This window comes from Olsenella porci (genome assembly GCF_009695875.1).
Taxonomy (GTDB): Bacteria; Actinomycetota; Coriobacteriia; order Coriobacteriales; family Atopobiaceae; genus Olsenella_H; species Olsenella_H porci.
Genome location: NZ_VUNC01000005.1, coordinates 1 through 26,622, shown reverse-complemented (window position 1 = coordinate 26,622; position 26,622 = coordinate 1). Strand labels below are relative to the sequence as shown.

22 protein-coding genes are annotated in these 26,622 nt (G+C 65.5%); 21 read left to right on the top strand and 1 reads right to left on the bottom strand.

Translation table 11 applies throughout. The features are described 5' to 3' along the window. The first annotated feature begins 50 nt into the window (after window positions 1-50). From metG to FYJ68_RS06750, 14 genes are all read left to right on the top strand, one after another. Window positions 51-1,661 carry a methionine--tRNA ligase gene (gene metG / locus FYJ68_RS06815; RefSeq protein ID WP_154435342.1) on the top strand — a complete coding sequence of 537 codons (1,611 nt, stop codon included), beginning with the start codon at window positions 51-53 and terminating at the stop codon, window positions 1,659-1,661. A 4-nt stretch (window positions 1,662-1,665) separates the two neighbouring features. Further along, entirely contained in the window at window positions 1,666-2,595 is a 930-nt protein-coding gene (rsmA, locus tag FYJ68_RS06810) for a 16S rRNA (adenine(1518)-N(6)/adenine(1519)-N(6))-dimethyltransferase RsmA (RefSeq protein WP_195837762.1), read from the top strand. Continuing rightward, window positions 2,592-3,614 (top strand): TatD family hydrolase, encoded by a 1,023-nt coding sequence (locus FYJ68_RS06805; protein WP_154435338.1) that lies wholly within the window; start codon window positions 2,592-2,594, stop codon window positions 3,612-3,614. The genes rsmA and FYJ68_RS06805 overlap by 4 nt, the downstream gene beginning before the upstream one ends. A gap of 137 nt (window positions 3,615-3,751) precedes the next feature. Continuing rightward, window positions 3,752-4,594, top strand: coding sequence for a MerR family transcriptional regulator (locus FYJ68_RS06800; protein WP_154435336.1), 843 nt, complete (start codon window positions 3,752-3,754; stop codon window positions 4,592-4,594). A gap of 158 nt (window positions 4,595-4,752) precedes the next feature. After that, a complete protein-coding gene (locus FYJ68_RS06795) occupies window positions 4,753-6,231 on the top strand; it encodes a UbiD family decarboxylase (RefSeq protein WP_154435334.1) in 1,479 nt (492 codons plus the stop codon). A 63-nt stretch (window positions 6,232-6,294) separates the two neighbouring features. After that, window positions 6,295-7,683 carry an SLC13 family permease gene (locus tag FYJ68_RS06790; RefSeq protein ID WP_326832258.1) on the top strand — a complete coding sequence of 463 codons (1,389 nt, stop codon included), beginning with the start codon at window positions 6,295-6,297 and terminating at the stop codon, window positions 7,681-7,683. Between the two features lie 128 nt (window positions 7,684-7,811). Beyond that, the gene (locus FYJ68_RS06785; RefSeq protein WP_154435332.1) at window positions 7,812-8,372 is read left to right on the top strand and encodes a UbiX family flavin prenyltransferase; all 561 of its coding nucleotides are present in this window, start codon (window positions 7,812-7,814) and stop codon (window positions 8,370-8,372) included. Window positions 8,373-8,412: 40 nt separating this feature from the next. Then, window positions 8,413-8,946 (top strand): isopentenyl-diphosphate Delta-isomerase, encoded by a 534-nt coding sequence (gene idi / locus FYJ68_RS06780; protein WP_154435330.1) that lies wholly within the window; start codon window positions 8,413-8,415, stop codon window positions 8,944-8,946. 500 nt (window positions 8,947-9,446) lie between these two features. After that, window positions 9,447-10,208, top strand: coding sequence for a ComF family protein (locus FYJ68_RS06775; RefSeq protein ID WP_229772104.1), 762 nt, complete (start codon window positions 9,447-9,449; stop codon window positions 10,206-10,208). A gap of 434 nt (window positions 10,209-10,642) precedes the next feature. Further along, window positions 10,643-11,620, top strand: coding sequence for a substrate-binding periplasmic protein (locus FYJ68_RS06770; RefSeq protein WP_195837747.1), 978 nt, complete (start codon window positions 10,643-10,645; stop codon window positions 11,618-11,620). A 106-nt stretch (window positions 11,621-11,726) separates the two neighbouring features. Beyond that, window positions 11,727-12,308: a ribosome hibernation-promoting factor, HPF/YfiA family gene (gene hpf, locus FYJ68_RS06765; RefSeq protein ID WP_154435324.1), complete on the top strand. Its 582-nt coding sequence runs from the start codon at window positions 11,727-11,729 to the stop codon at window positions 12,306-12,308. A gap of 7 nt (window positions 12,309-12,315) precedes the next feature. Next, the gene (locus FYJ68_RS06760; protein WP_154435322.1) at window positions 12,316-13,344 is read left to right on the top strand and encodes a DegV family protein; all 1,029 of its coding nucleotides are present in this window, start codon (window positions 12,316-12,318) and stop codon (window positions 13,342-13,344) included. A 68-nt stretch (window positions 13,345-13,412) separates the two neighbouring features. Further along, window positions 13,413-14,453 carry an NAD(P)-dependent oxidoreductase gene (locus tag FYJ68_RS06755; protein ID WP_154435320.1) on the top strand — a complete coding sequence of 347 codons (1,041 nt, stop codon included), beginning with the start codon at window positions 13,413-13,415 and terminating at the stop codon, window positions 14,451-14,453. Window positions 14,454-14,468: 15 nt separating this feature from the next. Next, on the top strand, window positions 14,469-14,942 hold the full coding sequence (locus FYJ68_RS06750) for a hypothetical protein (protein WP_229772103.1): 474 nt from the start codon (window positions 14,469-14,471) through the stop codon (window positions 14,940-14,942). 88 nt (window positions 14,943-15,030) lie between these two features. On the opposite strand, the gene FYJ68_RS06745 is transcribed toward FYJ68_RS06750, so the two are convergent. Continuing rightward, a complete protein-coding gene (locus FYJ68_RS06745; protein WP_154435318.1) occupies window positions 15,031-15,618 on the bottom strand; it encodes a TetR/AcrR family transcriptional regulator in 588 nt (195 codons plus the stop codon). A 182-nt stretch (window positions 15,619-15,800) separates the two neighbouring features. Between FYJ68_RS06745 and FYJ68_RS06740 the strand changes: the two genes are divergently transcribed. From FYJ68_RS06740 to FYJ68_RS06710, 7 genes are all read left to right on the top strand, one after another. After that, on the top strand, window positions 15,801-17,930 hold the full coding sequence (locus tag FYJ68_RS06740; protein ID WP_195837745.1) for an efflux RND transporter permease subunit: 2,130 nt from the start codon (window positions 15,801-15,803) through the stop codon (window positions 17,928-17,930). A 51-nt stretch (window positions 17,931-17,981) separates the two neighbouring features. Continuing rightward, window positions 17,982-20,930: a YhgE/Pip domain-containing protein gene (locus tag FYJ68_RS06735; RefSeq protein WP_154435314.1), complete on the top strand. Its 2,949-nt coding sequence runs from the start codon at window positions 17,982-17,984 to the stop codon at window positions 20,928-20,930. A 241-nt stretch (window positions 20,931-21,171) separates the two neighbouring features. Next, entirely contained in the window at window positions 21,172-21,948 is a 777-nt protein-coding gene (locus tag FYJ68_RS06730) for an NYN domain-containing protein (RefSeq protein ID WP_154435312.1), read from the top strand. An 18-nt stretch (window positions 21,949-21,966) separates the two neighbouring features. After that, complete coding sequence (locus FYJ68_RS06725; protein WP_154435310.1) at window positions 21,967-22,545, top strand: hypothetical protein; 579 nt, start codon at window positions 21,967-21,969, stop codon at window positions 22,543-22,545. Between the two features lie 152 nt (window positions 22,546-22,697). After that, a complete protein-coding gene (locus FYJ68_RS06720; protein WP_154435308.1) occupies window positions 22,698-23,783 on the top strand; it encodes a SurA N-terminal domain-containing protein in 1,086 nt (361 codons plus the stop codon). Window positions 23,784-23,989: 206 nt separating this feature from the next. Further along, window positions 23,990-25,192, top strand: coding sequence for a purine-nucleoside phosphorylase (locus tag FYJ68_RS06715; protein ID WP_326832257.1), 1,203 nt, complete (start codon window positions 23,990-23,992; stop codon window positions 25,190-25,192). Window positions 25,193-25,252: 60 nt separating this feature from the next. Beyond that, entirely contained in the window at window positions 25,253-26,374 is a 1,122-nt protein-coding gene (locus tag FYJ68_RS06710) for an aminotransferase (protein ID WP_154435304.1), read from the top strand. Window positions 26,375-26,622 lie beyond the last annotated feature (248 nt).

Sequence of the window (26,622 nt, the reverse complement as noted above, 5' to 3'; positions counted from 1 at the left end):
AGTACAATTGCCCCCGTTGTACGTTCCGCCATCAGGAATCGGGAGACCCCATGAGCGACAAGCCGTCCTTCTTCATCACCACCCCCATCTACTACGTCAACGCAGCCCCCCACCTGGGGACTGCCTACTCCACGATCCTCTGCGACGTCCAGGCGCGCTACCGCCGCGCCGCGGGGTACGACGTCAAGTTCCTCACGGGGATGGACGAGCACGGCGAGAAGGTGGAGGAGGCCGCGCGCAGCCACGGCATGACCCCGCAGGAGTGGTGTGACAGCCAGGCGCCGCTCTTCAAGGACCTGTGGCGCGAGCTCGAGATCTCCAACGACGACTTCATCCGCACCACCGAGCCCCGCCAGGTGCATGCGGTGCAGTACCTGTGGGATCGCATGAGGGATTCCGGATACCTGTACAAGGGCAGCTACGACGGCTGGTACTGCGTGCCCGAGGAGACCTACTTCACCGAGACCCAGGTTTCGAAGGCAGACGAGGAGCGCCACACCGAGGGCCAGCACCTGTGCCCCGACTGCGGCCGTCCCCTGGAGCGCGTGCAGGAGGAGTCCTACTTCTTCAAGCTCTCCGCGTTCCAGGACCGCCTGCTCAAGCTGTACGACGAGCATCCCGACTTCGTCCAGCCCGACTTCCGCATGAACGAGGTCCGCAGCTTCGTCGAGGGTGGCCTCCAGGACCTCTCGGTCTCGCGCACGAGCTTTGACTGGGGCATCCCCGTTCCGTTCGACGACAAGCACGTCACCTACGTGTGGTTTGACGCCCTCCTCAACTACATGACAGCCGTTGGGTATGGCGTCGACACCCCCGAGGCCAAGGCAGAGTTCGCCCGCCGCTGGCCGGCCCAGTACCACATCGTGGGCAAGGACATCATCCGCTTCCACTGCGTCATCTGGCCCGCCATGCTCATGGCCATTAACGAGGCGCTGCCCGAGCACGTCTTTGCGCACGGCTTCCTCATGGTGCGCAACGAGGAGACCGGCAAGGGAGAGAAGATGTCCAAGTCGCGCGGCAACGCCATCGCGCCGCGCGAGGTCATCGACATGCTGGGCGTGGAGGGGTACCGCTACTACTTCATGACCGACTGCGTGCCGGGCGAGGACGGCGCCATCAGCTTCAACCGCATGGAGCAGGTCTACAACGCCGACCTGGCCAACAGCTGGGGCAACCTGGTGTCCCGCTCCCTCAACATGAGCGCCAAGTACTTTGATGGCAAGACCCCAGCGCTCGCGGACGGCTGGGCGGAGAGGGACAACCCGCTCCGCAGCATCGCCCTGGGCATCGAGGGGCGCTACGCGGAGCACATGGACAAGCTCGAGTACGTGGCAGCCAAGGACGTGGTGATGGAGCTCGTGCACGCAGCCAACCACTACATCGAGGACTCCGCGCCCTGGGCAGTCGCCAAGGATCCCGCACGCGCGCAGGAGCTCGCGGACATCATCACCAACCTGCTCGAGTCCATCCGCATCTGCGCCCACCTGCTGGCGCCCTTCATGCCCAGCACCTCGGCGGAGGTCCTGCGTCGCATGAGCCTTGGTGGAGAGGCCCAGACGGACGACCTCGCGGCCGTCTGCCAGTGGGGCGGCCTCGCCTCCTCCGTCCCCGTCACCAAGGGAGACGCGCTGTTCCCCCGTCTCCAGGCCAAGAGGGACTAGCACGGTGGCAGGCTCCGGCGACAAGGCCTGCTCGTGGCTCGCCAACCCGCGCCAGACCCGTCTGGTGCTGGAGGAGTTTGGCCATGGGGCCAAGCATCGGCTTGGCCAGAACTTCCTGGTGAGCGACTCGGTCATCGCCTCGATCCTGGACCTCGCCGAGCTGGGCGAGGACGACGTGGTCTTTGAGGTGGGGCCGGGCATCGGCACCCTCACCGTGGCGCTGCTCCCGCTTGCGGGTGCGGTGTGCTCGGTGGAGGCGGACCGGTCGCTCGAGCCCGTGCTCCAGAGCACCTGCGCCCGCGACTCTGAGCGGTTCGCCCTCCTCATGGGCGACGCCCTGGGGGTGGGGGAGGACGACCTCGCCCAGGCGGTCTCCCGGCTGGGCAGGCCCCTTCCCTCCCCAAGGCCAACCAAGCTCGTGAGCAACCTCCCGTACCAGGTCGCCGCCACCATCATCCTGCGCACGCTCCAGGCCATGCCCCACGTGCACCGCGAGGTCGTGATGGTGCAGGCAGAGGTCGCCGACCGCATCGCCGCGACCCCGGGCGGGCGCGACTACGGTGCCTACACCGCCAAGCTTGGGCTGTACGGCACGGTCACGGGGCGCTTTGAGGTGGGTCCGGGCAACTTCCTCCCGCCCCCGCACGTGCAGAGCGCCGTGGTGCGGATCGACCGCAGGCCGGCCGTTGACCCGCAGACGGGGGAGCCCCTCTCGCCTGGCCAGCTCGAGGCGACCGCGCACGTGATCGATGCCGCCTTCGCGCAGCGCCGCAAGACCATCCGCAACTCCATGTCCTCGTCTGGCTTCGACAAGGCCGCCCTCGACGAGGCGTTCGCACGGGTTGGCATCGAGCCGACCGTGCGCGCCGAGCGCCTCTCCACCGAGGACTTTGTGAACCTTGCCCGCGAGCTCGGCGAGGGGGCGCTCGCATGAGCGGGAGGCACTCCCTCAGCTCCTCCCAGCTCGACGCGCTCACCTGGGAGGACGGCTCGCTGTTCCACGACGTGCGCGGCAGGGCCGTGGAGTTCCCCGCACCCCTTGCGCCGCTTGCCGATACCCATGGGCACCTCACGGTGTTCCGCGAGCACCAGGCGGCCAACGTCCTGGCAAGGGCCGCCCTCGCGGGGGTGCGCCTCCTTGTGGTCCCGGTCGACCCGGCGGACGACGTCCGGGACGTCCCGAGGTTCCTGGACTGGTTCGAGTCCAAGGTGGATGAGGCCCGCGGATTGCTTGACAGGTACGCCTCCATCGGACTGGTCCCGCCAGAGTTCCCCGACCGGCCCGGCCTGCCCCCGCTCCTCGACAACGTGTGGATCGTCGCGGGGGTCCACCCGTATGGGGCCGTCGACTATCTGGGCGACCTGTCGGTGGGGGAGAGGCTCTCGCTCCTGCTCGACTCCCCGCGCTGCGTTGGCGTAGGCGAGATAGGCGTGGACCTCGGCCCGTACTCTGACGTCCCACTCGATGCCCAGGAATGTGCCCTTCGCGACCAGCTCCGCGTGGCACGTGAGCGTGACCTACCCGTCGAGCTGCACGTTCGCGACGCCCGGGACGACGAGGCGGCCTCGGCGCACGCCCTTGTCGAGCGCGTCCTGCGGGAGGAGGGCGTCCCGCGACGCGGCTGCGACCTGCACTGCTTCACGCAGGGCCCCGAGGTCATGGCCCCGTTCGTGGAGCTTGGCTCGCACGTCGCCTTTGGAGGCGCCGAGACGTTCCGCTCGAGTGACGACGTACGACAGGCGGCAGTCGAGTGCCCCGAGCGGCTGATTCTCTCGGAGACGGACTCGCCCTACATGGCCCCCGTCCCCCTGCGCGGGGAGGAGTGCGAGGAGGCCATGGTTGCCTTCTCCGCCGCAAGCCTCGCCCAGGTGAGGGAGGACGCTGGGATTGCCTCCCGCCAGCGCACGTACGATGCGCTCTGGGATAACGCGAGGGCGCTCTTCTCGCTTTAGACGTCGGTGGCGACGAAGGTCACGGCGCCCTGATTGCGTCCGCCGAGAGTGACTGCGAACCTGAATGGCATCAAACTGTGAAGCTGCAATACAGTTTTGTGGTGTCTCGCGCAAGTCGTCACGGACCGGAGGTGCCCATGGAGGACCGCAAGGAGTTCGTCAAAATCAGCCAGATGGCCGCCCTCAACGGCATCTCGCGCCAGACGCTCATCCTGTACGACAAGAACGGTCTGCTCAAGCCTGCGTACGTGAGCGAGTCGGGCTACCGCTACTACAGCATCGGCCAGATTCCGCAGCTCAGGCTCATCTGCCTGCTCAAGGAGATGGGTGTCCCCCTCGCCCAGATAGGCGCCTTCATGCGCAACCGCTCGGTCGACGGCGTCATAGAGCTCCTCCGCCAGCGTGAGGATGCCATCCAGTCCCAGATCGAGCGGCTCCAGGAGCAGCTGAGTGAGGTGCGTCAGTTGGGCGAGCTCTTCTCCCACTCCGCGACCAAGGCTCGGTCGGTCGACCTGCCCCGGGTGGAGTGGCTCCCGCAGCGCAAGGCTATCTTCTCGCCCTATCCCGAGGGGGACATGGACGTGATGAAGCTGCATCTTGCCCTCATGGGCGCCTGGGGGAAGCTGCTCGACGCGGGGATGCTTCCCTCCATGGGGTTTGGGTCCGTCCTGCGTGCAGAGAGCCAGGGAACGCCGCGTCCCCTCGACGGGGCGGGAAGCATCGTGCTGGTCCCCAACGGGCAGGACGTCCCCGGGGCAACCATGGTCACCCTGCCCGAGGGCGAGTACGTGACCATGTACAAGGTTGCGATGCCCTACGACTGGAAGCCGGTCCGGCGGCTCCTCGACTGGATGGGGGAGAGGGGCCTCGTTCCGTGTGGCGACGTCTTTGACCTCTGCATCCTCGACTCCGCCTTCTACAATGAGGAGCACCACGCCGACCTCTGCAGGCTCGAGATTCCCGTGATGCCAGAGGGATAGGCCGCTGGCGCGCCTGCCCGCGTCCCTCTCGCCAGACAATTCCAAGCCATTTGTGAAAATTGTGCTTGACCTGATAGCAGGAACACACTTCTACCCTCGTGCCGAAACGGGGGCGGGGAATCCCTCTCCGCCCACATGCGACGTGCAGGAGGGACAACATGGCAGAGATTCACGACCTGAGAAGCGCGCTCGAGTTCCTTGAGGGAGAGCAGGGCCAGCTGCTGACCACGGACACCGAGGTCGACCCCGACGCGGAGGTCTCCGGCGTCTACCGCTACGTTGGTGCAGGCGGAACGGTCATGCGCCCGACCAAGGAGGGCCCCGCGATGCTCTTCAACAACGTGAAGGGCTTCCCCGACGCCAAGGTCGTGATCGGCATGCTCGCGAGCCGCAAGCGCGTCTCGAAGCTCATCGGCATGGACGAGGAGCACCTGGGCCTCGAGATGGGCAAGAAGCTGCAGCACACCATCCCGCCCGTGATGATCGAGGAGGGCAAGCACATCGACTGCCAGGAGGTCGTGCACAAGGCCACCGACCACGACTTTGACCTGCGCACGCTCGTTCCCGCGCCCACCAACACCCCCGAGGACGCCGGCCCCTACATCACCATGGGCCTGTGCATGGGGCATGACCCCGAGAACGGCACCTCCGATGTAACGATCCACCGCCTCTGCATCGAGTCCAAGGACGAGCTGGGCATGTGGATCACCCCGGGCAGCCGTCACCTGGGGGCGTTCTTCGACCGCTGGAAGGCTGAGGGCAAGGACATGCCCATCTCCATCTCCATCGGACTGGACCCCGCGGTCTACATGTCCGCAGGCTTCGAGGCTCCCACGACGCCGCTCGGCTACAACGAGCTGCAGATCGCCGGCGCCATCCGCAACCGTCCCGTTGAGCTGGCAAACTGCCTCACCGTCCCCGAGAAGTGCATCGCCAACGCCGAGTACGTGCTCGAGGGCTACCTGCTGCACGACAAGACCATCCGCGAGGACATCAACTCCAACACCGGCAAGGCCATGCCCGAGTTCCCGGGCTACACCGGCGACGCCAAGCCCGCGCTGCCCGTGATCAAGATCACCGCCGTCACGCATCGCGAGCACCCCATCATGCAGTCCTGCATCGGGCCGTCCCACGAGCACGTCTCGATGGCGGGCATCCCCACCGAGGCGTCCATCTACAAGATGGTCGAGACCGCCATCCCCGGCCGCCTGCTCAACGTCCACGCGGCACCCTGCGGCGGTGGCAAGTTCGTCGCGATCCTGCAGTTCAAGAAGAGCAGCAAGAACGATGAGGGCCGCCAGCGCAACGCCGCCCTGCTTGCGTTCTCGGCATTCAGCGAGCTCAAGCACGTGTTCCTGGTCGACGAGGACATCGACATCTTTGACATGAACGACGTCATGTGGGCCATGACCACGCGCTTCCAGGCCGACCGTGACCTCATCACGATCCCCGGCTGCCACTGCCACGTGCTCGACCCCTCCAACGACCCCGCGATGGACCCCTCAATCCGCTTCCACGGCATCGCGTGCAAGGCGATCTTCGACTGCACGGTGCCCTTCGACCTCAAGGACAACTTCCAGCGCAGCAAGTTCCTCGAGATCGACAAGCAGAAGTGGGCCAAGGAGCTCCAGGCCTAGTACCCGCAAGCCTCGACGTGGCGCGGGCGCATCCCGCCCGCGCCCCAAGGGAAGGATTGGTTCGTGAAACTCAACAAGAAGACCGTCGGTTTGTTCGCCGGCCTCGTCGTCCTCGCGATCGTGTGGGTCGCGCCCCTGAGCGCGCTCGGCGAGATTAGCGCGCAGGGCCAGCACTGCCTCGCCCTCACGCTCATGACCGTCGTGTGGTGGGCCTGTGGCGTCGCCCAGCCCGCGTACGTCTCGGCAATCTATCTCTCGCTCCTCATCCTCACCGGCACCTCTGACGCCGAGACGGTATTTGCCTCGTGGACCAAGATGCAGATGTGGATGGTCATCGGCGCCTACCTCATCGCGGCTGCGGTCAAGGAGTCGGGCCTGGGCGAGAGGATTGCCTACTGGTTCGCGATCAAGTTCGTGCGCGACTGGAAGTCGCTCGTGATCAGCATCTTCGCACTCACCTTCATCCTCTCGCTGATCATCCCGCATCCCTTCCCGCGCGCGTTCATGATCCTCGCGGTCATGATCGCCATCTGCGACGCCGCCAAGATGTCCAAGGCAGACAAGGTCAAGGTCGGCTTCCTCACCTTCGCAGCCGCCGCTCCGGGATCCATGTTCTTCCTCACTGGTGACGCCACGCTCAACCCCCTCGTCGCCTCGTACGCCAAGGATGGGGTCTCGTTCATCCAGTGGTTCTTCTACATGTCGGTGCCCATGCTCATCGCTACGCTCTGCACGCTCTTCCTGGGCCTTCGCCTCTTCAAGCCCGAGCGTGAGATGACCATCGACTTCGACGAGGTCAGGGAGCGCCAGGAGGCACTCGGTCCCGTCAGCACCAAGGAGAAGCGCGTCGTCGTGTGGCTCGTCATTGCCATCGCGCTCTGGCTCACCGAGTCCATTACCGGCTTCAACATCGGCTTTGTGACCCTCATCGTGGGCGCCGCCATGGCACTGCCCGTCATCGGCGAGGTCCTCACCCCGTCCACCTGGAACTCCGTGCCCATCAACACGCTCGTGTTCCTCACTGCTGCCATGGGCATCGGCACCGTGGGCAGCGCAACGGGCATGAACCAGTGGATCGCCAACGTGGTCCTTCCCAGCTCCGTCCCCAGCAACATCTTCGTTCTCGCGCTCCTGATCGCCGCCATCACCGTGATCATCCACATGTTCATGGGCTCGGTCATGGCCGTCCTGGGCATCTGCGTCCCGGCGTTCCTGGCGTTCACCTCGGGTACGTCCATCAGCCCCATCGCCGTGAGCATGATGGTCTTCTCCGCCATCAACATCCACTACATCCTGCCCTTCCACAACCTTGCGATCCTGGTTGGCGAGGGCGAGGACGCCGCCGGCTACAGCTCCAAGGAGGCCATGCGCATGGGTATCCCCCTCACCGTCGTGGTCTTCATCGTCGTGCTCGTGGAGGCCGCCTGGTTCCATATGCTCGGCCTGATGTAACAGAGTTCCCTCGGGAGCCGTCCGCCCTGGGCGGACGGCCCCGCGGGACTGCGGGGTCCCGGGCTGCATTCCAGCCGTGGGGCCCCGCTCCATTTGTAATTGGCTTTCATACGGACCGAGGAGTCCATATGCGCAAGATCATCGTCGGCATCAGCGGCGCCACGGGCGTCCAGATTGGGTATCGGGTCCTGCAGGCGCTTGCGGGGGTGGAGGACGTCCAGACCCACCTGGTCGTGAGCGAGGGGGCCAAGGTCATCTTCGGCAGGGAGACCGACCTCTCCATAAAACAGGTCGAGGCCCTCGCGGACGTGACCTACGACAACCGCGACCTGGCCGCACCCATCTCGAGCGGCTCGTACCGGACAGACGGCATGATCGTTGCCCCGTGCAGCATGAAGAGCCTCTCTGCCATGGTCAACTCGTACGACGACGATCTCCTCGTGAGGGCAGCCGACGTATGTATGAAGGAGGGCAGGCGGGTCGTCCTGGTCCCGCGCGAGATGCCCCTCAACCGCAGCCACTGCCGCAACCTCCTGCAGGCTGCCGAGGACGGCTATTCCATCGTCCCACCCATGCTCACCTTCTACAATGGGTGCGAGACAACGCAGCATCAGGTCGACCACGTGGTCGGCAAGGTGCTCATGCAGTTTGGCATCGACTACGACCGCTTCGTCCCCTGGCAGGGGTAGGGCAGGGATTGCCCGGGCGGCCACGACGGGAGGTGGGACCATGGCAGGGGGAGACGACCTCCTGGTCCTGGTAGACGTCCTCGACCGACCGGTGGGTCAGGCGGAGAAGCTCGACTGCCATCGCCGTCACCTCCTCCACCGGGCGTTCTCCGTGTTCCTCTGGCGCCGCGTGGGCGGGAGGATTCAGGTGCTCCTCCAGAGGAGGGCGCTAGGGAAGTACCACTCCGGCGGGCTGTGGGCCAACTCGTGCTGCTCCCACCCGCGTGTGGGCGAGTCTCTCCCCCAGGCTGTGGAGCGGCGCCTTGCCCAGGAGCTGGGGGTCACGGGCGTCGACTGCCACGAGGTGGGGTCGTTCGTGTACTACGCGCCCTTTGCCAACGGCCTAGCCGAGTACGAGTACGACCACGTGATGGTCGGGGAGTACGACGGCGAGGTGCTGCCCGACCCCGACGAGGTCATGGACGTGCGCTGGGTATCCGCCGACGACCTCTCGGCGGAGCTTGCTCGCGACCCCGATTCGTTTGCGGCGTGGTTCATAACCGCCGCCCCCATGGTGCTGGCCCGTCTCGCCTAGCGGCGCTAAGCATCGCGCTACCTGATGCTCGGGCAGGGGGCGGGGAAGGTTGGGCGAATCAGGGGCGCATGCCCCCAGGTGCTGAAGAATCTTGAGTTGTGGCAATCCGAGGGCTCGAACCACTGAGGAATCTTGAGTCCCGGGCAATCATCGCGGCACTTTTACTGCCACAGGTCGCATTTCCTCAGCAGAATCCGCCCGCAGTGACGCGAGGGCCCATCTCCGATTGCCACAGCTCGCATTTTCTCAGCAGGTGGTTGCGGCAAGCGCCTCCAGGCCGCAAGGGCAGGGTCTTCCAGTGCCTGGCCACCTCGAGTCTGCCTGCGTCGCACTCTGCAAGTTCCCGACGGGACTTGTCAGCTGCCTTCCCAGACCAATTGACACCATCTCTCGTGGGTACGCCCGGGCCCTCCCCGTGCTTGCATGGCTCGGTTATTCCCTGGTAGCGTCGGTCGCAACCCAACGCGCCCCCACGCACGAGCTCGTGCGAGGAGATGCCCATGCCAAGTTCCCCTGCCCCGGCGTCGTGCGCGCCAGGGCGCTCCGGGTCGCCGCTGCGAGGTCTCCTGTCAGACGTGGGCGAGTTGATGTGGCCCACGCGCTGCCTGGGCTGCGGGCTTCCGGGTGAGCTGCTGTGCCCCGACTGCCGCGCCCGTCTCCCCTGGATAGACCAGTGCTACGCCTGCCCCGTGTGCGGCGCCCCCTTTGGCTGGCTCACCTGCACGGAGTGCAAGGGGGACTGGGAGGCGGGCACGACCGTCTGCGCCCTCCCGTTCTCGGGTGTCGCGGCGCGCATGGTCTGCGCCTTGAAGGATTCGCATGAGCTCCGTGCCGCCGGGGTGATTGCCGCCGCCATGGCGACCGCGCTGGACGATGCGTCCTCATGGCGCGCGTGCAGGGAAGGCGCCGGGTGGCTTGAGCCGGACGTCGTCTGCTTTGTCCCCGCCACGCCCGAGGCGTACCTGCGGCGCGGCTTCGACCACATGGAGCTCGTCTCCCGCGAGCTCTGTCGCCTCAGCGGCATCCCGCTGCTGGATGCACTCGGCCGTCGCGGCGCGCGCGACCAGCGCGAGCTGGGGAGGGACGAGCGCGCCCGCAACCTAAGCGGGACGGTCGACGTCGTGGAAGACGTCCGCGGCCTCAGGGTCCTGCTGGCGGACGACGTGGTGACCACCGGCGCCACCATGAGGGAGTGCACGAGGGCACTCCTCGCGCGCGGCGCCTCCGAGGTCACCTGCTGCGCGCTCGCCCGCGTGTGGTGAGGTCCCAAGGTCTCAAAACCGGTTCGCGGTGGCGTCACGTGACCCCTCGTTGGAAGATTGCAACCGTTTATGCAATGGGGGAGCCGTATCCATGCGGGTCCGCAATCTCCGAGAGGTGCTTGCTGGTATACTCTGACTCGCTTTACCCAGGTCTGTGGTTGCGGGCGCCCTCGTGGCTCCCTAGTCCATGGCAGACGAGGTCAAAAGGATCCACGTAAGCGCGTGCGTGCGCGTGCGCGCGAGCATGGCTCGTCCTAGAGGTAAGTCGCACCGCCCGTCTACACATGGGGCATGGGGCCTCGCGGGCGAGAGGGCCTCCAGTCGGGACACCGCGGTGCGCCCGGCAAAAGCCCCTGTGCGCGAGTGTGGGGTCAAATACCAGGTCAGCTGGGTAGGGCATTGGAATGGTGACGGACGCGCGGGGTGTTGAGAGCATGAAGAGCAGGGTGGCCAGCAGGGCGGTCGCGGCGGGGATTGCGACATTCGTTTCGTTCTCGTTGTGCGCCTGCTCCGTTCCGTCCATCTCTGGCCTCCCCAAGGCAAGCTACCCCTCCGTCGCGGAGGCCACGGCCTCCCTCTCGTCCGGCAAGACGGCGACGGTGGACGACTCCGCGCTCGTCTCGCCCGGGACCCTCACCGTGGGCGTTCGAACTGGTGCGGTCTCCGCCCCGGTGCTCGTTGAGACGCAGGACGGCTCGCTAAGCGGTCTGGACGTGGACCTCGCCTCGGCAATCGCCGACGAGATGGGACTCAAGGTCCGCTTTGTGAGCGTCGCTACGGTGAACGACTCGCTGGGCAAGACCTGCGACATCGTGATGGACCTCTCCGACGGCGAGGCGTCATCCGTAAAGGTCGTGGGCACCTACGCAGAGTCCGCGACCGCCTTCTTCCACAAGGGGGACACCGGCATCGCCAAGGTGGGTGACCTCTCGTCCAAGACCGTCGGCCTGCAGGATGGCTCCATGTCGCAGAAGGCGCTCGAGAGCACCGGCCTCGTGATGAGCGAGAAGACCTATTCCAACCTCAACGACGCGTTCACCGCCCTGGAGGGTGGCCAGATCGACTACGTGCTGTGCGACGCGTGCTCCGGAGCCTACCTCGCGTGTCGGTACGACGACATCGCCTTCGTGGGGACGCTCGACGCGGCGAAGACCTATGGCATCGGTGTCTCGAGTTCCAACACACAGCTCGTGGATGCAGCGCAGTCCGCCTACGACTCCCTCTCGTCCAATGGCCTGTACGACCTGGTCCGTTCGCGTTGGCTGGGCGGCATGGCGCAGCTGGGGACCCAGAACCAGATCCAGGACGTCCCCGAGTCCTCCGGCGACACGCCCTCGGACGCGTCCTCCTCGACGTCGCAGGCATCCCTCACGAGCGTTGGCACGGGAGCCGTGAGCGTCGCCAATCTGTGACCGCTTGTCGAATCCGCCTGTAACCCAAGAGCCCAAAGGGGTATCTAAAGGGGCACAGTAGTAGGTTCTCTCCTACGAAGATCAAACGCGACAAGAGGAGGTACTGATGGTCGACATCAAGATCTCGGGACGCAAGGTCTCCGTCACCGATGGCATGCGCCAGCGCGTAAACGAGAAGATAGGGGACGCCCTCAAGGTCTTCGACATCAAGCCAATGTCGTGCGATGTGGTGCTGCGCGTTGACAAGAACCGCTCCAACCCAGAGCGCAAGATGTGCGAGGTCACCGTGTTCGTCCGCGACAACGTGGTGCGCGTCGAGGCGGCGGATGAGGACATGTATGTGGCCATCGACACCGCGGCGGACAAGGTCACCCGGCAGCTGCGCAAGTACAAGACCAAGGTGGTCGACCGCAAGCAGCGTTCCACGCAGACCATCCGCGAGGGTGCCAAGATCGACGACCTGGGCGACCTCATCGAGGAGGACGACGACCAGCTGGTCCGCGAGAAGTACATCGACCTCAAGCCCATGACCGAGGAGGAGGCACTGGTGCAGACCGACCTCCTGGGCCACGATTTCTATGTTTTCGAGAATGCGACCACCGGCCTCGTCAATGTCATCTACCACCGCCATAATGGTGGCTATGGAATCCTGAAGCCCAGGATCGAGACGGAAGACGGCGAGGCATAGGAGCCTGATGTCCGAGAACAAGTCAGAGCCACAGAACCTCACCCCGGCCGACGTCGAGCGCGTCGGCCGGGCCTATCATCAGAAGAGGAACGTCCGCATCATCGTGGACTCCACGGCAGACTACGCCCCCGGCGTGGCGGAGCAGCTGGGAGTGGAGGTCATCCCCTTCCACTACGTCGACCCCGAGGGCGTAGAGCACGTGGACGACATGTGGAAGTCGCGCGACCCGCACGAGTTCTACGAGTTCATGCGCAAGAACCCCGAGGCGCACTTCCATACTGCGGCGGTCACGCCGGGCAACTACTACGAGGTGTTCGCCCGCGCGGCGAAGGAGGGCATGCCCACCATCTACCTCGGTCTCACGGCGGGGCTCTCCAGCTCCATCGACTTGGCGCGTCAGGCGGCGCAGATGGTGCGGGACGAGTTCCCAGGGTTCGAGATCTATGTGGTGGACACCTGCTGCGACTCGGCGGCGGGGGAGCTCCTGGCAATCGAGGTCTGCCGTCAGGCGTCCAATGGGCTCAGCGCGCGCGAGCTCGTCGAGTGGGCCGAGGACGCACGCTACTTCATCCACGGCTACTTCACGCTCGAGAGCTTCGACGCCCTCGCTGCCGGCGGTCGCATCCCGCCCGCAGCGGCAAACGTGGGGGGCAAGCTCGACATCAAGCCCGAGCTGTCGTACGACCTCAACGGCGCGCTCACCCTGCGTGGGATGTGCCGTGGGCGCAAGAAGGCGCTCCGTGCCATTCTGCAGGACTTCCGCGACAACTATGCGCACGACACGTCTCTTCCGCTCGCCATCGTGAGCACCGACGCCAAGAAGGACGCCGACTGGCTTGACGCCCAGGTCCGCAAGGAGAAGGGCTGCGAGGACGTCACCATCATCCACAGCACAGTCTCGCCCATCTTGGGATCGCACGTGGGGCCTGGCATGGTCGCCCTCGTCTTCTGGGGCACCGACCGAAGGGAGAAGGTCTCCCTCACGGACCGAATAGCCCGCAAGGTCAGGAAGGGTACCGCCGGCAGGGCGGAGTAAGGCAGGAGGATCTGGGGGCCGTCCGGCGAGCAGCGGGGCGGCCCTTCAGTCTGGAGAGGAGCCAGCACATGGCCCTAGGCAACAGCGCCAAGGTGGCATTCATCGGCACCGGTATCATGGGAGCCCCCATCGCCGGTCACATCATGGACGCCGGGTACGACGTCACGGTCTATAACAGGACAAAGTCAAAGGCGGATGGCCTGGTGGAGAGGGGCGCCCACTGGGCGGACGACGTAGCCTCGGCGGTCGAGGGAGCCGACGTGGTGTTCACCATGCTCGGCTACCCAACCGACGTGGAGGACGTGTACCTCTCGACCAACGGGATCCTGCGCTCGTCCAAGGAGGGCGCTTTTCTCATCGACCTCACCACGAGCTCTCCCGACCTCGCGCGTGACATCCACGGCGCCGCGGAGGTCGACGACCGCCATGCCTTCGACTGCCCGGTCACCGGCGGCGAGGAGGGCGCCAAGGCGGGCACGCTCACGCTCTTCGTGGGCGCCACACCCAAGGAGGCTGAGCCCGTGCTTCCGCTGCTCCAGTGCTTCTCGTCCAAGATCACCTACTTTGACCAGGCGGGCGCGGGCCAGACGGTCAAGCTCTGCAACCAGGTGTCGCTCGCCTCGTGCATGATGGGATACGCCGAGGCCATGGCTCTCGCCGAGGCGTCGGGCGTGGACGTCGCCCGCATGCTCCAGGCGGTATCGAGCGGCATGGGCGGCTCGGTCGCCCTTTCGAGGCTCGCCCCCAAGTCGCTCGAGGGAGACTACCGTCCCGGCTTCCTCTCCGAGCATCTCCTCAAGGATGTGACGCTCTCGCTCGATGCCGCCGACGAGCTGGGCATCGGGATGCCCTCCACCGCCACGGCCGAGAACCTGTACAAGCTCCTGTGCCAGGTGGGCGGCGCACGGCTGGGCACCCAGGCCATCTCGCTCCTCTACGCTCCCGCCGAGGTGGGGGAGAAGGCCGGGCTCGACTGGAGCAAGGCCAAGGTCGAGGACGAGGACGGCGACGGCTGCTGTGGCGGTCACGGGGATGGCTGCTGCGGTGGCCACGGCGACGGAGAGGGTCACGAGTGCCACTGTCACCACCACAACGGGGGCGATGAGTAGGTGTCCGCGTTCTCCATGGCCATCGTCGCCCTCCTGCTGTTCCTCTTTGGCATCGTGATGGGGAGCAAGATCGGCGCGGAGATGGCCAAGAACGTCGTCACCACCAGGGAGTACTGGCTCGCCAACCTCAAGATCGTCGTGGTGGGCGTCCTCGCAAGCATGGTCATAGGGCTCACGGGGTTCTCGCTTCTCGCCGGCGTCGCCATCGGCGGCATGGGCGGCGCCATCGCGGGTCTTAAGATGGAGTTTGGCGAGAGCAGCGGCCCCTGGAAGTTCATCGACCGCTCCCTGGGCGTCAACAAGGACCAGCTGCGCCGTGCCGGGGATAAAAACGCCGAGGCGGTCAGGCGCGCCCGCCGCGACGGCACCCCCATGCCCGAGTACATGAGCGTCTCCCAGGACGATGCGGAGGGGGAGAAGGGCGCGTCCGACGGGGCTGGCGCCTCCCCCAAGGGCTTCAGGACTCGTCGGGGAGACCGGAAAGGGTAGTCTGCGGACGGGTTGTCTCGGGACATGCGCCTTTTACGCGAGGGGCGGTCGTCGGAAGATTCCGGCGGCCGCCCCTTGCGGCGTTTCCTTACTGCCGGGTCCGTCGGGGAATGATTCTCCCGGCGGCCTTCACGAAGGCACCGAGCCGCAGGTTGACCTCCTCGATGGGAATGTTGCCGTACTCGCCGTCCATCCATGCGCGGTAGGTGCGCAGGACCCCACCCACCAGGTAGTCGGACAGCATGAGCTGGGTGGTTGGATCGTCCACGTTCTGCGCGTCGATCCAGCCGTGGACCTTCTTCTCGAACATGCCCCCCAGCGACTTCACGAAGATGTCCGAGCTCGCCGAGTTGAGCACGCGGCCATAGAGGCCGTAGCTCTCGCTCATGTACTTTCCCAGCTGCTCCAGGATGGGCAGGGGGTTCTCCAGGAAGTCAGTGTCAAACGACTGCTGCAGCAGCTCCGACGCCCGCTCCACCACCTCGTCGATGACCTGGTGCAGGAGGTCGTCCATATCGTCGAAATGTGCATAGAAGGTCCCCCGGTTGAGGCCCGCCTCCCGCGTCACGTCGGTGACGGTGATCTTCTCGTAGGGCTCCGTGGCAAGGAGCTCGAGGAAGGCCTCCTTGATGAGTCGAATCGATCGGAGTGCGTTTCGGTTCTTCTTCTCTGCCATCGTTTCTCACAATCCAAACAAAACACGTCACTTGTGACTGACAACAAACACCAAACGTCGACATTGATGATTGATGCCGTTCTCCCCTTAACAATAATTGAATGCGGGTAGAAAACAACAGATGTTCAAAGACCAACAGTAGTACAGAAACGGTAAGTGGTGAGAGGGGAGCTGGACTATCGATGGAAGGGTTCTTCAGGGGGGTACTGAGGCACAGGAAGCTGGTGACGGCCATCTTTGTGGTCCTCACCGCCATCAGCCTGGCGTGCGTCCCCATGGTGAAGATCGACGCAAACATGAGCGACTACCTGCCGCCAAGCGCAAAGTCGTCGCAGGACCTGACCGAGATGAAGCGCGTCTATGGCAACGACATCACCAACGCGCGCGTGTACGTCACGGGCATCTCCAAGACCGAGGCGCAGAAGTTCGATGACAGCCTGAAGGGGCTCGACGACGTTGTCTCTGTCACCTGGCTTGGTGACGAGGTCAACATGGACGAGCCGCTCGAGGTCCAGGATCAGGGCACCATCTCGGACTGGTATGACGGAAAGGGCTACCTGTTCCAGGTGGTTCTGGCGAGTGGCACCGATCAAGCCCAGGTTGACCAGATCCGCTCGATGGCAAAGTCGCTCTCGGGTGCCAAGACGGTCGCCATCGACGGCTCTGCGGTGGACGACGCGGCAAACCTCGCGACCATCAACACCGACATGGCTAAGATCATGACCATCGCCGTGATCACCGTGTTCGTGATGGTACTCCTCAACACCACCAGCTACCTGCACCCCGTGGTGATGCTCCTCACCATCGGCGTCGCCATCATCCTCAACATGGGGACCAACATCTTCAGGGGGACCATCTCGTCCATCACCCAGCTGGTTGCCTCGGTGCTCCAGCTTGCGGTGTCGATGGACTACTCCATCGTCCTCCTCACCAACTTCGGCAGGTTCCGTGAGAAGACCGACGACCAGTTCGAGGCCATGGTCATGGCCATGAGCAAGTCGCTCCCCGTGATTCTGTCGTCTGCCGCCGTCACGTTCTTTGGGTTCCTCTCGCTCGCCGCGATGCAGTTCCTGATCGGTGCCGACATGGGCATCGCCCTTGCCAAGGGCATCGTGTGCTCGTTCCTCTCCATCACGCTCCTCATGCCCTGCATCCTCTATGGCATGCGCAACGCGGTGGCAAAGACCTCCCACAAGCCGTTCTTCAAGAGCTTCCATAAGATGGCGAGCTTCTGCCACAAGGGTGCGATTCCCGCGTTCGTGATCGCGCTGGTGCTTGCGGTGCCGTGCCTCATCGCGTCCGGCCGCGTGAGCTTCACCTATGGCTCCGCAGCCAACGAGTCCCCCACGTCGCAGGTCAAGATGGACGGGGACATCATCAACAAGGCGTTTGGCGAGTCGCAGACCTGGGCGATCATGATCCCGGAGGGGGAGTGGAGCGAGGAGACCGAGCTCGTGGACGAGCTCAAGGCGCTTCCCACCACCAAGCAGGTGCTCTCGTACTCCACCATCGCGGGTTCGGCGCTGCCCACCCAGCTGGGTGACAAGAGCGACGTGAGCCAGCTCCTGAGCGGGGGCTACAGCAGGATCGTTCTCACGTCGAGCATCCCCGACGAGTCCAAGGGAGCCTTCGACCTCGTGGAGAAGGTCCGCTCCATCTGCCAGAAGCACTACGGCGATAAGTACCGCCTGGTGGGCAATGCCGTCTCGTACTACGACATCCGCTCCGTCACCTCGTCGGACTCCACGACGGTCAAGCTGGCGTCAATCCTCGCCATCGGCGCGGTGCTTCTCGTCATGTTCAAGTCCATCTCGATCCCCATCATCCTGCTCATGGCAATCGAGGTGTCGATCTGGATCAACGAGGCGGTCCCGTACTTCACGGGCGAGACGATCAACTTCGTGGCCTTCCTGGTGATAGACGCGGTGCAGCTTGGCGCCGCCGTGGACTACGCGATCATCTTCACGGAGGAGTACCTGGCCAGGCGCAGGCGCATGCCCAAGGCGGAGGCCTCAATCCAGTCGGTGGAGAAGACGGCACAGCCCATCATCACGTCGAGCTCCATCCTCATCCTGGCGTGTCTCGGCATCTACTTTGCCGTGTCGAGCCCCATGATCCAGCAGGTGGGCATGCTCATCGCTCGTGGTGCGCTCATCTCGGTGATCGAGATCTTCTTCGTCCTGCCCCTGCTCTTTACGGGCGGCGACGGCTTCGTGCGCCACACCAGCTACAAGCTCGGGTTCTACCAGGGCAAGGGTGAAGGTGGCAATGTCTCGGAGGCACCTGCGGAGGCGAATGGCAACGAGGCGTGACCCCTTCAAGAAACAGGAAACGTCGACTGACTGAATATGGAGTGACTGAAAATGAGCAAGAGCACTAGGCGGTACGAGAGCGGAGACCTCCCCGGGAGGGGTGGCATGGGGCGCGGCAAGCGGCTCATGGCAGGTGCCATGAGCGCGGTCCTGAGCATCTCGATGTCAATCCCCTTTGGGGCAGTGCAGGCCATGGCGGACGAGGCGAACGGCGAAGGTGCGGAGCCCGACTCCACCGAGCAGAAGGGGGCCTCCCAGACCGCGAAGAAGGAGATCGTCTACGCAAAGACGGACGCGGCGGGCAAGAAGAGTGGCGTCTATGTGGTGAACTACTGGGATACCGACTCCGCGCAGGACGTGAGCGACCCCGGCTCCTACACCAAGCTGCAGAACCTCACAACCTCGCAGAAGCTGGATGACGATGGGGGCAAGGTGGACGTGACCACGCTTGCCGGCAAGCCCTTCTACTACCAGGGTGACCTCGACGCCTCGACCCAGCTCCCCTGGAACGTCTCGGTGACCTACCGCCTGGATGGCAAGGAGGTCTCGCCCTCTGACCTCGCGGGCAAGGACGGCGACCTGGACATCGAGCTCAAGATCGACGGGCTCTCGGACGACAGTAGCACGGCCGACTTCGCCAAGAGCTTCATGCTCCAGGCGCAGGGCACCTTCGACAACGGCAGCTTCTCCCTCGGCGAGGCCAAGGACGCCACCATCGCCACCGTGGGCAACAAGACCACGGTCACCTACCTGCTGCTGCCTGGCACCAACGGGGACTGGCACATCAAGGGCAAGGCGAGCGACTTCACCTACTCGGGCTGGCAGATTGCGGCGATGCCTATCTCGCTCGACACCAATGTGAGCGACTACGACACCTCCAAGCTCACCGACGCCACGTCCGAGCTCCAGGGCGGCGTCGACCAGCTCGACCAGGGCGGCAAGTCCCTTGCCGCCGGCCTGTACCAGCTCAGCATCGGCGCCGACAGTGCCGTTGCGGGTGCGGCCAAGCTTGGTGCCGGTGCCACGCGGCTGGCATCGGGGTCTGACCAGCTTGCGTCCGGAGCGGGAAGGGCGGACACTGGCTCCGCGGAGCTCGCTGACGGGGCAAGCGAGCTTGCCGACGGCGTGGGCAGGCTTCAGCGAGAGGGGACCAGCGCGGTCTCTTCCGGCGCAAACCAGCTGGCAGACGGTACGTCGCAGGCGGTTGCGGGGACGCAGCAGGCCGCGGAGGGCGGGCGCCAGGTCGCCGAGGGGGCGAGCCAGCTCTCGAGCGGAGTCTCTGCCCTGCAGTTCCAGGGGACCAGCCAGGTCGCGGGAGGTGCCTCCGCGCTCCAGTCCGCCCTGGCTGCAAAGTCGGGCGACCTCACGCGGCTCAAGTCTGGCTCCGCCCAGGTCGCAGGCGGCGTGAGCCAGCTGCAGACCGAGCTCACCAGCACGCTTCCCGGCATGCTCACGCAGGCCAACACGCAGCTCGACTCCCTTCAGGCGCAGATTGCCCAGATTCAGGGCGAGGTGGATGGCATCAATTCGTCCGCCCAGCAGCTCACGCCGCTCGCGCAGAAGACCGAGTCTGACGGTCAGAGGGTGGCGGATGACCTCAAGTCTGTTCAGTCACAGCTCGGTGGTCTGAAGGAGGGGCTCTCCACGGCGGGTACCGGCGCGGCGACGGCGGCCCAGCAGGGTGCGACCGCTGCCCAGTCCGCCGGCTCGGCAGCCCAGAAGGCGCAGTCCGCGGCATCCAGCGCCCAGTCCGCCTCGGGCGACGCCTCATCCGCGGCGAGCGAGCTCTCGGGCCTGCTGGGTGACCCGAGCCTCACCGACGCCCAGAAGGCGACCATCTCGGACGCGATGAACAAGGCGAACAGTGCGGCAACCTCTGCGGGAACCGCCGCGCAGGGTGCAGGCGACGCGGCGTCTGATGCCGGCAGTGCCGCCGGGAGCGCTGGGGATGCCGCCAAGAGCGCCCAGTCTGCGGCGCAGGCAATTCAGGGGGTCGCGGCTGCCGCGCAGGGGGTCGACACCCAGACCCTTTCGGGCGACGCCCAGACCCTTGCGGGCGACCTCGTCGCCATCCAGAAGGGAGCCGGCAGCCTTACCACCAGCGCGAGCGGCGTGCTGGACGAGTCCGGCAAGGTCCTCGACAGCTCCAAGCAGCTCGTCTCCGGCACCCAGCAGCAGCTGGCGGGGATGCAGGGGCAGCTCGACCAGCTGAGCGTGCTCGCAGGTGGCGCGCAGAGCGTCGCCGACGGCACGAGCGAGCTGGTTGACAGCCTCACCACAGAGGGGACGGACGCCTCGGGCAACCCCACGCTCCTCAGCGCGGCGGAGCAGCTCTCCGCAGGTGCCGCCGCCGTGGACCAGAACGCCTCCGCCGCCGCCTCGGGCGCCAAGCGAGTCTCCGATGGCGCAGCCCAGCTCGAGCAGGGGCTGGACACGCTACACAGCGGGTCGACCAAGCTTGACGCCGGCGCGAGGCGCCTTGCGAGCGGCGCCAAGACCGTGGACGACAACGCCAAGACGGCAGCCTCTGGCGCGCGTACGCTCGCGGGTGGCGCCTCCACGCTCAAGCAGGGGCTCGACACCCTGAGCAGTGGCACCACCGCCCTCAGGACCGGAGCCTGGCAGCTTGCCTCCGGCGCCGGCACGCTCGAGGATGGGCTCGGGACCCTCGCTGGTGGCACCGATACCGCGTACAGCGGATCCGAGGAGCTCTCGAGCGGTCTCGATACGCTCGCCGAGTCCGTGGACGGCATGGACCAGAAGGTCCTCGACCAGGTGCAGCAGGCCATCGACGAGCGCCTGGGGACCAGCTACGCGCTGCACTCCTTCGTCGACCCCAGCAACTCCAACGTCAAGGAGGTTCAGTTCGTCTACGTGGTCAGCGGAGTCAAGAAGGACGACTCCTCCAGCAAGGGCAAGGACGACGACTCCTCCAGCACCCAGGACGAGTCGTTCACGCAGCGTCTGACCGACCTCTTCTCCGAGAAGAAGGACGAGTAGAGAAAAGCACGTACCGTACCGACTGCAGAGCATGCAAGACAGGGCCCGGATTCGCGGTGGGGAGAGACCCCGGAATCCGGGCCCCTTGCGTTTTGCCATGGCAACGCGAGGTCGCGCGTTCCTCTCGCCTAGGTTCGAAATCCCCTCGTTTGGGTACGAAACCTCCGTATGTTCTGATATAAGCTCTCGCGGGGGCGAGGATTGCCCCGCCGGATTCCCGCAGGAAAGGAACGCACCACCAATGAGCGACACCAACCAGAGCTCGATGGCGGTTCTCATAGACTACGAGAACCTCGCCCTCGGGACTGGCAAGCGTCGGCGCAACGGGCACCAGGACCCCGGTCCGCGCCCGGACGTCAAGCGCATCCTCGAGAGGCTGGTCGACAAGGGCCGCATCACCGCAAAGCGCGCCTACTGCGACTGGCAGCGGTTTGAGGACGCCATCACGCCACTCCACGAGCTCGGCATCGAGCTCATCGAGATACCCGACCGCGCCTACACCGGCAAGAACTCGGCCGACATCCGCCTTGCCGTCGATGCCATGGAGATGTGCCTCACCAAGGACCACATCGACACCTTTGCTATCCTGTCCGGAGACTCGGACTTCTCTCCCCTCGTCGCCAAGCTCAAGGAGTTTGGCAAGACGGTCATTGGCGTGGGGACCAAGGAGGCAACGAGCACCCTGCTTGCCGAGAACTGCGACGAGTTCATCTTTTACGAGGACATCGTCAAGACGGGCGGGATCCCGGACTACGCGGCAAAGGTTCCCAAGGAGAAGCACGAGTGCTACCAGCTCCTGTTCGAGACCATCGACGCGCTGCAGGGCGAGAGCGACAGTGCCGTGCTCGCCTCGCGCCTCAAGGACACGATGCGGCGCAAGCGCCCGCAGTTCTCCGAGAGGAGCTTTGGCTACCGGTCGTTCAGCAACCTGCTGCGAGAGGCGTCAAAGCTGGGGTTCATCACCATCCACCAGGATCCGAAGAGCGGCACCGTCATGGTAGACGGCTTCTGCGAGTAACGAGAGGGGATACACGCAATGGCAGACCAGGACAGCAAGGACCGGGCGGCGCTGGACGTCCTCATGGGGCAGCTCTCGGGTGCCGGGAGGAGGGGGCGCCAGGAGGCGGCCCACACCATCGAGGCCATCGCAAAGGCGAGCCCCGACGCGCTCGTTCCCTATGCCCCCAAGCTCATCGATGCGCTCGGCCGTCCCGAGGCGCAGACCCGCTGGGAGGTCCTCTCGGCCCTCTCAGAAATCGCCAAGGTAGATGCCTCTTCTGTGGTGGATGCCTTTGACGGCGCCGAAGCCTCGCTCTTCGACGAGACGTCCGCGGCCGTGAGGCTCCAGGCGTTCAGGTTCATCGCCCAGTACGGAGCCACCTCCGAGCAGCGCTCCGAGGAGTCCTGGCCGCTCCTCGACGAGGCCATCCAGTGCTACCACGGCGACCCCGAGTACCGCGACATGCTGGTCTGCCTGCAGGAATTCGTGCAGGGTAGCATCTCCGACAAGGTGCGGGCCGCGGTCGGCGCCCGTGTGGGCTTTGATGCCCAGAATGGGCGCGGCTACACCAAGACGTTCTCAAAGCAGATCCTGGAGGAGTGCTCCCGCAAGTAGCGAGAGGCATTGGCATCGTGGCGAGCGGCCCTCCCCGCAGCCCAGACGGCGGGGGAGAGGGGCGTTCCGCGCCAAGGTGCTACCATCTTCCGACGTTGGCACTATTGGCAGGTGCGCCCCAACTCGGCGCGCCACTGCAAGAGGGGGAGTCGATGGCAGACACCATCAACGACAACGAGGACGAGAAGCCGGAGGAGGTCCAGTCCGCAGCCGACGACGCCACCCAGGTGGAGTCCCAGGCCGGGCAGGGCGATGCGGCCGCAAAGGGGGACGACCAGCCCGCCGACGAGGGCGACAAGCCCAAGAAGGCCGACGACAAGGCGCTCGCCAGGGAGAAGAGGGCTGCCGAGAAGGCGGCGAAGAAGGCGGCGCGCGAGAAGGAGAAGAAGGCCAAGGGCAAGTCCAAGGCAAAGGGGCGCCGCGGCATCCCCACCTTCGTCTGGGTCATCATCGCCGTCGTGTGCCTTGCCGGCGGAATCGCCATCGGCAAGTTCTTCCTGGGCGGCGTGACGTCCGCGAGCGGCAAGACCACCGTCTCCGAGGGCCAGCTCGACACCGTGGTCGCCACCTACACCTACAACGGCAAGACCACCAACCTCACCGCGCGCGAGGTCATCCAGATGAACTCCACGCTCGACAACGCCAAGGACAGCGACGGCAACTACACGCTGCCCACGGCCGACGCGATCCTCTCTGCCGCCCGCTCCCAGATCATCCAGCAGGAGGCTGAGGCCCAGGGCGTCACCGTGTCGGACGACGACGTCAAGTCCTACGCCAAGGAGCAGCTGGGCACCGACGACTTCGACACCATCGCGTCCAACTACGGCATGGACTCCGACACCGTGAAGACGATCCTCAAGCAGTCCGCCGAGATGAGCAAGCTCAAGAACAAGGTCGTGGGCGCCACCTCCACGCAGCCAACCGCGCCGACCGCCCCCAGCGACGGCAACGACCAGACCGCGTCCGCAGACTACGCCAAGTACATCATCGACCTCGCTGGCGACGAGTGGGACTCCGACAAGGGCACCTGGGCGTCCACCGACGGCGACTACTACAAGGCGCTCTCCAAGTACACCATCACCAACGACTCCGCCACGTACGAGGCGGCCGAGGCGGCGTACTACGTGGCCTACCAAAAGTACTCCACCGAGGCCTCCGAGGCGTCGACGCAGTGGACCAACTACATCGACGGCATCCTCTGCAACGCCTCCATCTCCATCTCCAGCCTCGCCGCGTAGGCAAGATCCGGAGGCATAGCGTCCCAAGGGGCGGGTCGGGCATTGCGTCCGGCCCGCCCCTCTCGCTTCTTGCGACGTGTGCCCTCCCGTTTGCCGCCTCGTCCGTTATGCGTGTCCAAAACGGGGGAGAAGAGCCCCGTGCAAGCCGTTCCCGTTTTCGCCGGCTGGGGGAGAGGACCGTCCCCCGCGGCCCAGAGGTGGTGCCCGTGAAGGTCATCGTGAGCCAGTGCCTGCGCGGCGTCGCCTGCCGCTACGACGGAGGTGCCAAGCCCAACGACGCCGTTCGCAGATTGTGCTCCCGCGTGGAGGCGGTGGGCGTGTGCCCCGAGTCGGCGAGCGGCCTCCCGGTTCCGCGCCCTCCCGCCGAGCAGCGTGATGGCCACGTTCTTCTCCGGGATGGGACTGACGTCACGGAGGACTTCGAGAGGGGGGCGAGGCTCTCGCTCGAACGCGTTCGCGCGTCGGGAGCCCTTGGCTGCGTCGCGCCGCTCGCCGTGTTGAAGGCCAAGAGCCCCTCTTGTGGCTCGGGCGTCATCTACGATGGAACGTACACAGGAAGTCTCACCAAGGGGGACGGGGCGTTTGCCCGCCTCCTCAAGAGGGAAGGAGTCTGCGTGGTTACCGAAGACGTCGTGAGGAGCTGCTCCCCGTCCGTCGAGCATCCCGTCGCAATAGTGCTTGGTTCCGGCCTCGGTCACCTTGCATCGCTCGTGAAGCCCGTCCGCAGGATCGACTACCACGACATCGAGGGCTTCCCCGAGGACGCCCGCCCGGTCCAAGGTCACAGCTTCGAGGCGACCGTGGGCACGATCGACGACGTCCCCGTGGTCGTCTACCCAGGGAGGATCCACCTGTACCAGGGGTATGACCCCGCCGAGGTCACCGCCCTCGTCCGCCACGCGCATCACCTGGGGTGCCGCGACATCATCTTTGCCTGCGCAACCGGCGCCGTCCCGGGCAACGCCAACATCGGCCTGGGCATCCTCACCGACCAGATCAACCTCACCGGGCGCAATCCGCTCGCAGGTCGTGACGTCCGCGACCTTGACACCCCGTTCGTCGGAATGTCCGACGCCTACACGCCCTACCTCAGGACGCTCGCTCGCGGCGTTGCGGACGACCTGGGCATCACCGTCGAGGAGGGTGTCTACGCCGGCGTGCTCGGGCCCTCGTTCGAGACCCCGGCGGAGGTGGCCGCCATGCGCGCCATGGGCGTCTCGTACGTGGGCATGTCCACGGTCCTCGAGGTCATCATGGCGCATGCCCTGGGCATGAACGTGCTGGGGCTCACGCTCGCTGCCAACGAGTGCGGTGACCCCTCGGTCACCCACCAGAGCGTTCTCGAGGAGGCCGGCCGCCACGCGGATGACTTCGAGCGCCTGGTGCGTGGCATCATCCGCCTGCTGTAGCAATCACCGCCACCTTGGCGTCACCTCCGACGTGGCACCAGGGGAGAGGAGCGACACACCATGAAGATTCCCGTGATCGGCGTCGAGGCCTGGCTCAACGACTGGGATCGCCTGGCAAAGTGGGACATCAGCGAGTCGACCATCGCATCCCTCACCATGGACGAGATACGCCAGCTGGACGGCGAGGGTGGCGCGACGCTCGACGAGGAGGTCGCCAAGGCCACCATGGACTACGGCTGGATCGAGGGGTCGGCCGCGTTCAAGGACGAGGTCCGCAAGCTCTACACCACCGACATCGCGCCTAGCAGGATCCTCCAGACCAACGGGTGCACGGGCGCCAACCTCAACGCGCTCCTCTCCGTCGTGGAGCCCGGCGACCACGTGATCGCCGAGTACCCAACTTACGCCCCGCTCTACGAGATCCCTCGCATGCTGGGCGCCGAGGTCGAGTACTGGCACATCCGCGAGGACCTGGGCTGGCGCCCCGACATGGCGGAGCTCCGAAGGCTCGTGAGACCTGACACCAAGCTCATCTGCATCAACAACGCCTCCAACCCCACCGGCACGGTCCTCTCGGCAGACACGATTCGCGAGATCGCCGACATCGCCCGGTCGGTGGGCGCCTACGTCCTCTGCGACGAGGTCTACCTCCCCATGGAGAACACCGAGGACTACGTGTCCCTGGCAGACGTCTACGAGAAGGCCATCGTCACCAACTCGATCTCTAAGACCTACTCAACGCCGGGTGCCCGCATTGGCTGGGTCATCGCAGACGACCAGATCGCCGACCGCATCCGCCACTACCGTGACTACACCATGATCTGCGGCGGCGTGTTCAACGACACGCTTGCGACCTACGTGCTGCGGCATCGCGACAAGGTGCTGGAGCGCAACCGCAAGATCATCTTTGGCAACCGCGACATCGCGCAGGAGTGGATAGATGCGCAGCCCAGGGTCTCGTGGATTCCGCCCAAGGGCGTATCGACCTCTTTCGTGCGCTTTGACATTCCCGTGGATGACGAGGAGTTCTGCCTGCACCTGATCAAGGACACGGGCGTCCTCCTGGTGCCGGGCTCGCGCTTCGACATGCCCAAGGGGGCGCGCCTGGGGTACTGCGCAAGGCCCGAGGTCCTGCGCGAGGGGCTCAGGATTCTGGGCGAGGAACTCGCAAAGTTCGACTAGACACAACGTTGGGGGAGAGGAGCCATGGCGACGGCTCCTCTCCCCCTTCCTCATAAAGCAGCGTTTACCTGCGAATATCCGGTTCTCTCTCATCCTGGTGAGAGGAAAGGATATTCAGCTATGTGTGCGTCTCGTGGAGGCGCGGAAGCCCGGCCCCGTCGGGCGCGGCGCCGCGTATAGTTGTTCCTCGCGCCGCACGGGGGCCTCGGGCCCGGCGGGCGGCGGCGAACCTTGAGAACCGGATACTG

Coding starts and splice junctions, on each gene's coding strand:
- metG (WP_154435342.1), top strand. CDS start 51: ATGAGCGACAAGCCGTCCTTCTTCATCACCACCCCCATCTACTACGTC.
- FYJ68_RS06785 (WP_154435332.1), top strand. CDS start 7,812: ATGCGCAAGATCATCGTCGGCATCAGCGGCGCCACGGGCGTCCAGATT.
- FYJ68_RS06800 (WP_154435336.1), top strand. CDS start 3,752: ATGGAGGACCGCAAGGAGTTCGTCAAAATCAGCCAGATGGCCGCCCTC.
- hpf (WP_154435324.1), top strand. CDS start 11,727: ATGGTCGACATCAAGATCTCGGGACGCAAGGTCTCCGTCACCGATGGC.
- FYJ68_RS06760 (WP_154435322.1), top strand. CDS start 12,316: ATGTCCGAGAACAAGTCAGAGCCACAGAACCTCACCCCGGCCGACGTC.
- FYJ68_RS06730 (WP_154435312.1), top strand. CDS start 21,172: ATGAGCGACACCAACCAGAGCTCGATGGCGGTTCTCATAGACTACGAG.
- FYJ68_RS06755 (WP_154435320.1), top strand. CDS start 13,413: ATGGCCCTAGGCAACAGCGCCAAGGTGGCATTCATCGGCACCGGTATC.
- FYJ68_RS06725 (WP_154435310.1), top strand. CDS start 21,967: ATGGCAGACCAGGACAGCAAGGACCGGGCGGCGCTGGACGTCCTCATG.
- FYJ68_RS06710 (WP_154435304.1), top strand. CDS start 25,253: ATGAAGATTCCCGTGATCGGCGTCGAGGCCTGGCTCAACGACTGGGAT.
- FYJ68_RS06770 (WP_195837747.1), top strand. CDS start 10,643: ATGAAGAGCAGGGTGGCCAGCAGGGCGGTCGCGGCGGGGATTGCGACA.
- FYJ68_RS06720 (WP_154435308.1), top strand. CDS start 22,698: ATGGCAGACACCATCAACGACAACGAGGACGAGAAGCCGGAGGAGGTC.
- FYJ68_RS06795 (WP_154435334.1), top strand. CDS start 4,753: ATGGCAGAGATTCACGACCTGAGAAGCGCGCTCGAGTTCCTTGAGGGA.
- idi (WP_154435330.1), top strand. CDS start 8,413: ATGGCAGGGGGAGACGACCTCCTGGTCCTGGTAGACGTCCTCGACCGA.
- FYJ68_RS06745 (WP_154435318.1), bottom strand. CDS start 15,618: ATGGCAGAGAAGAAGAACCGAAACGCACTCCGATCGATTCGACTCATC.
- FYJ68_RS06735 (WP_154435314.1), top strand. CDS start 17,982: ATGAGCAAGAGCACTAGGCGGTACGAGAGCGGAGACCTCCCCGGGAGG.
- FYJ68_RS06740 (WP_195837745.1), top strand. CDS start 15,801: ATGGAAGGGTTCTTCAGGGGGGTACTGAGGCACAGGAAGCTGGTGACG.
- FYJ68_RS06805 (WP_154435338.1), top strand. CDS start 2,592: ATGAGCGGGAGGCACTCCCTCAGCTCCTCCCAGCTCGACGCGCTCACC.
- FYJ68_RS06750 (WP_229772103.1), top strand. CDS start 14,469: ATGGCCATCGTCGCCCTCCTGCTGTTCCTCTTTGGCATCGTGATGGGG.
- FYJ68_RS06775 (WP_229772104.1), top strand. CDS start 9,447: ATGCCAAGTTCCCCTGCCCCGGCGTCGTGCGCGCCAGGGCGCTCCGGG.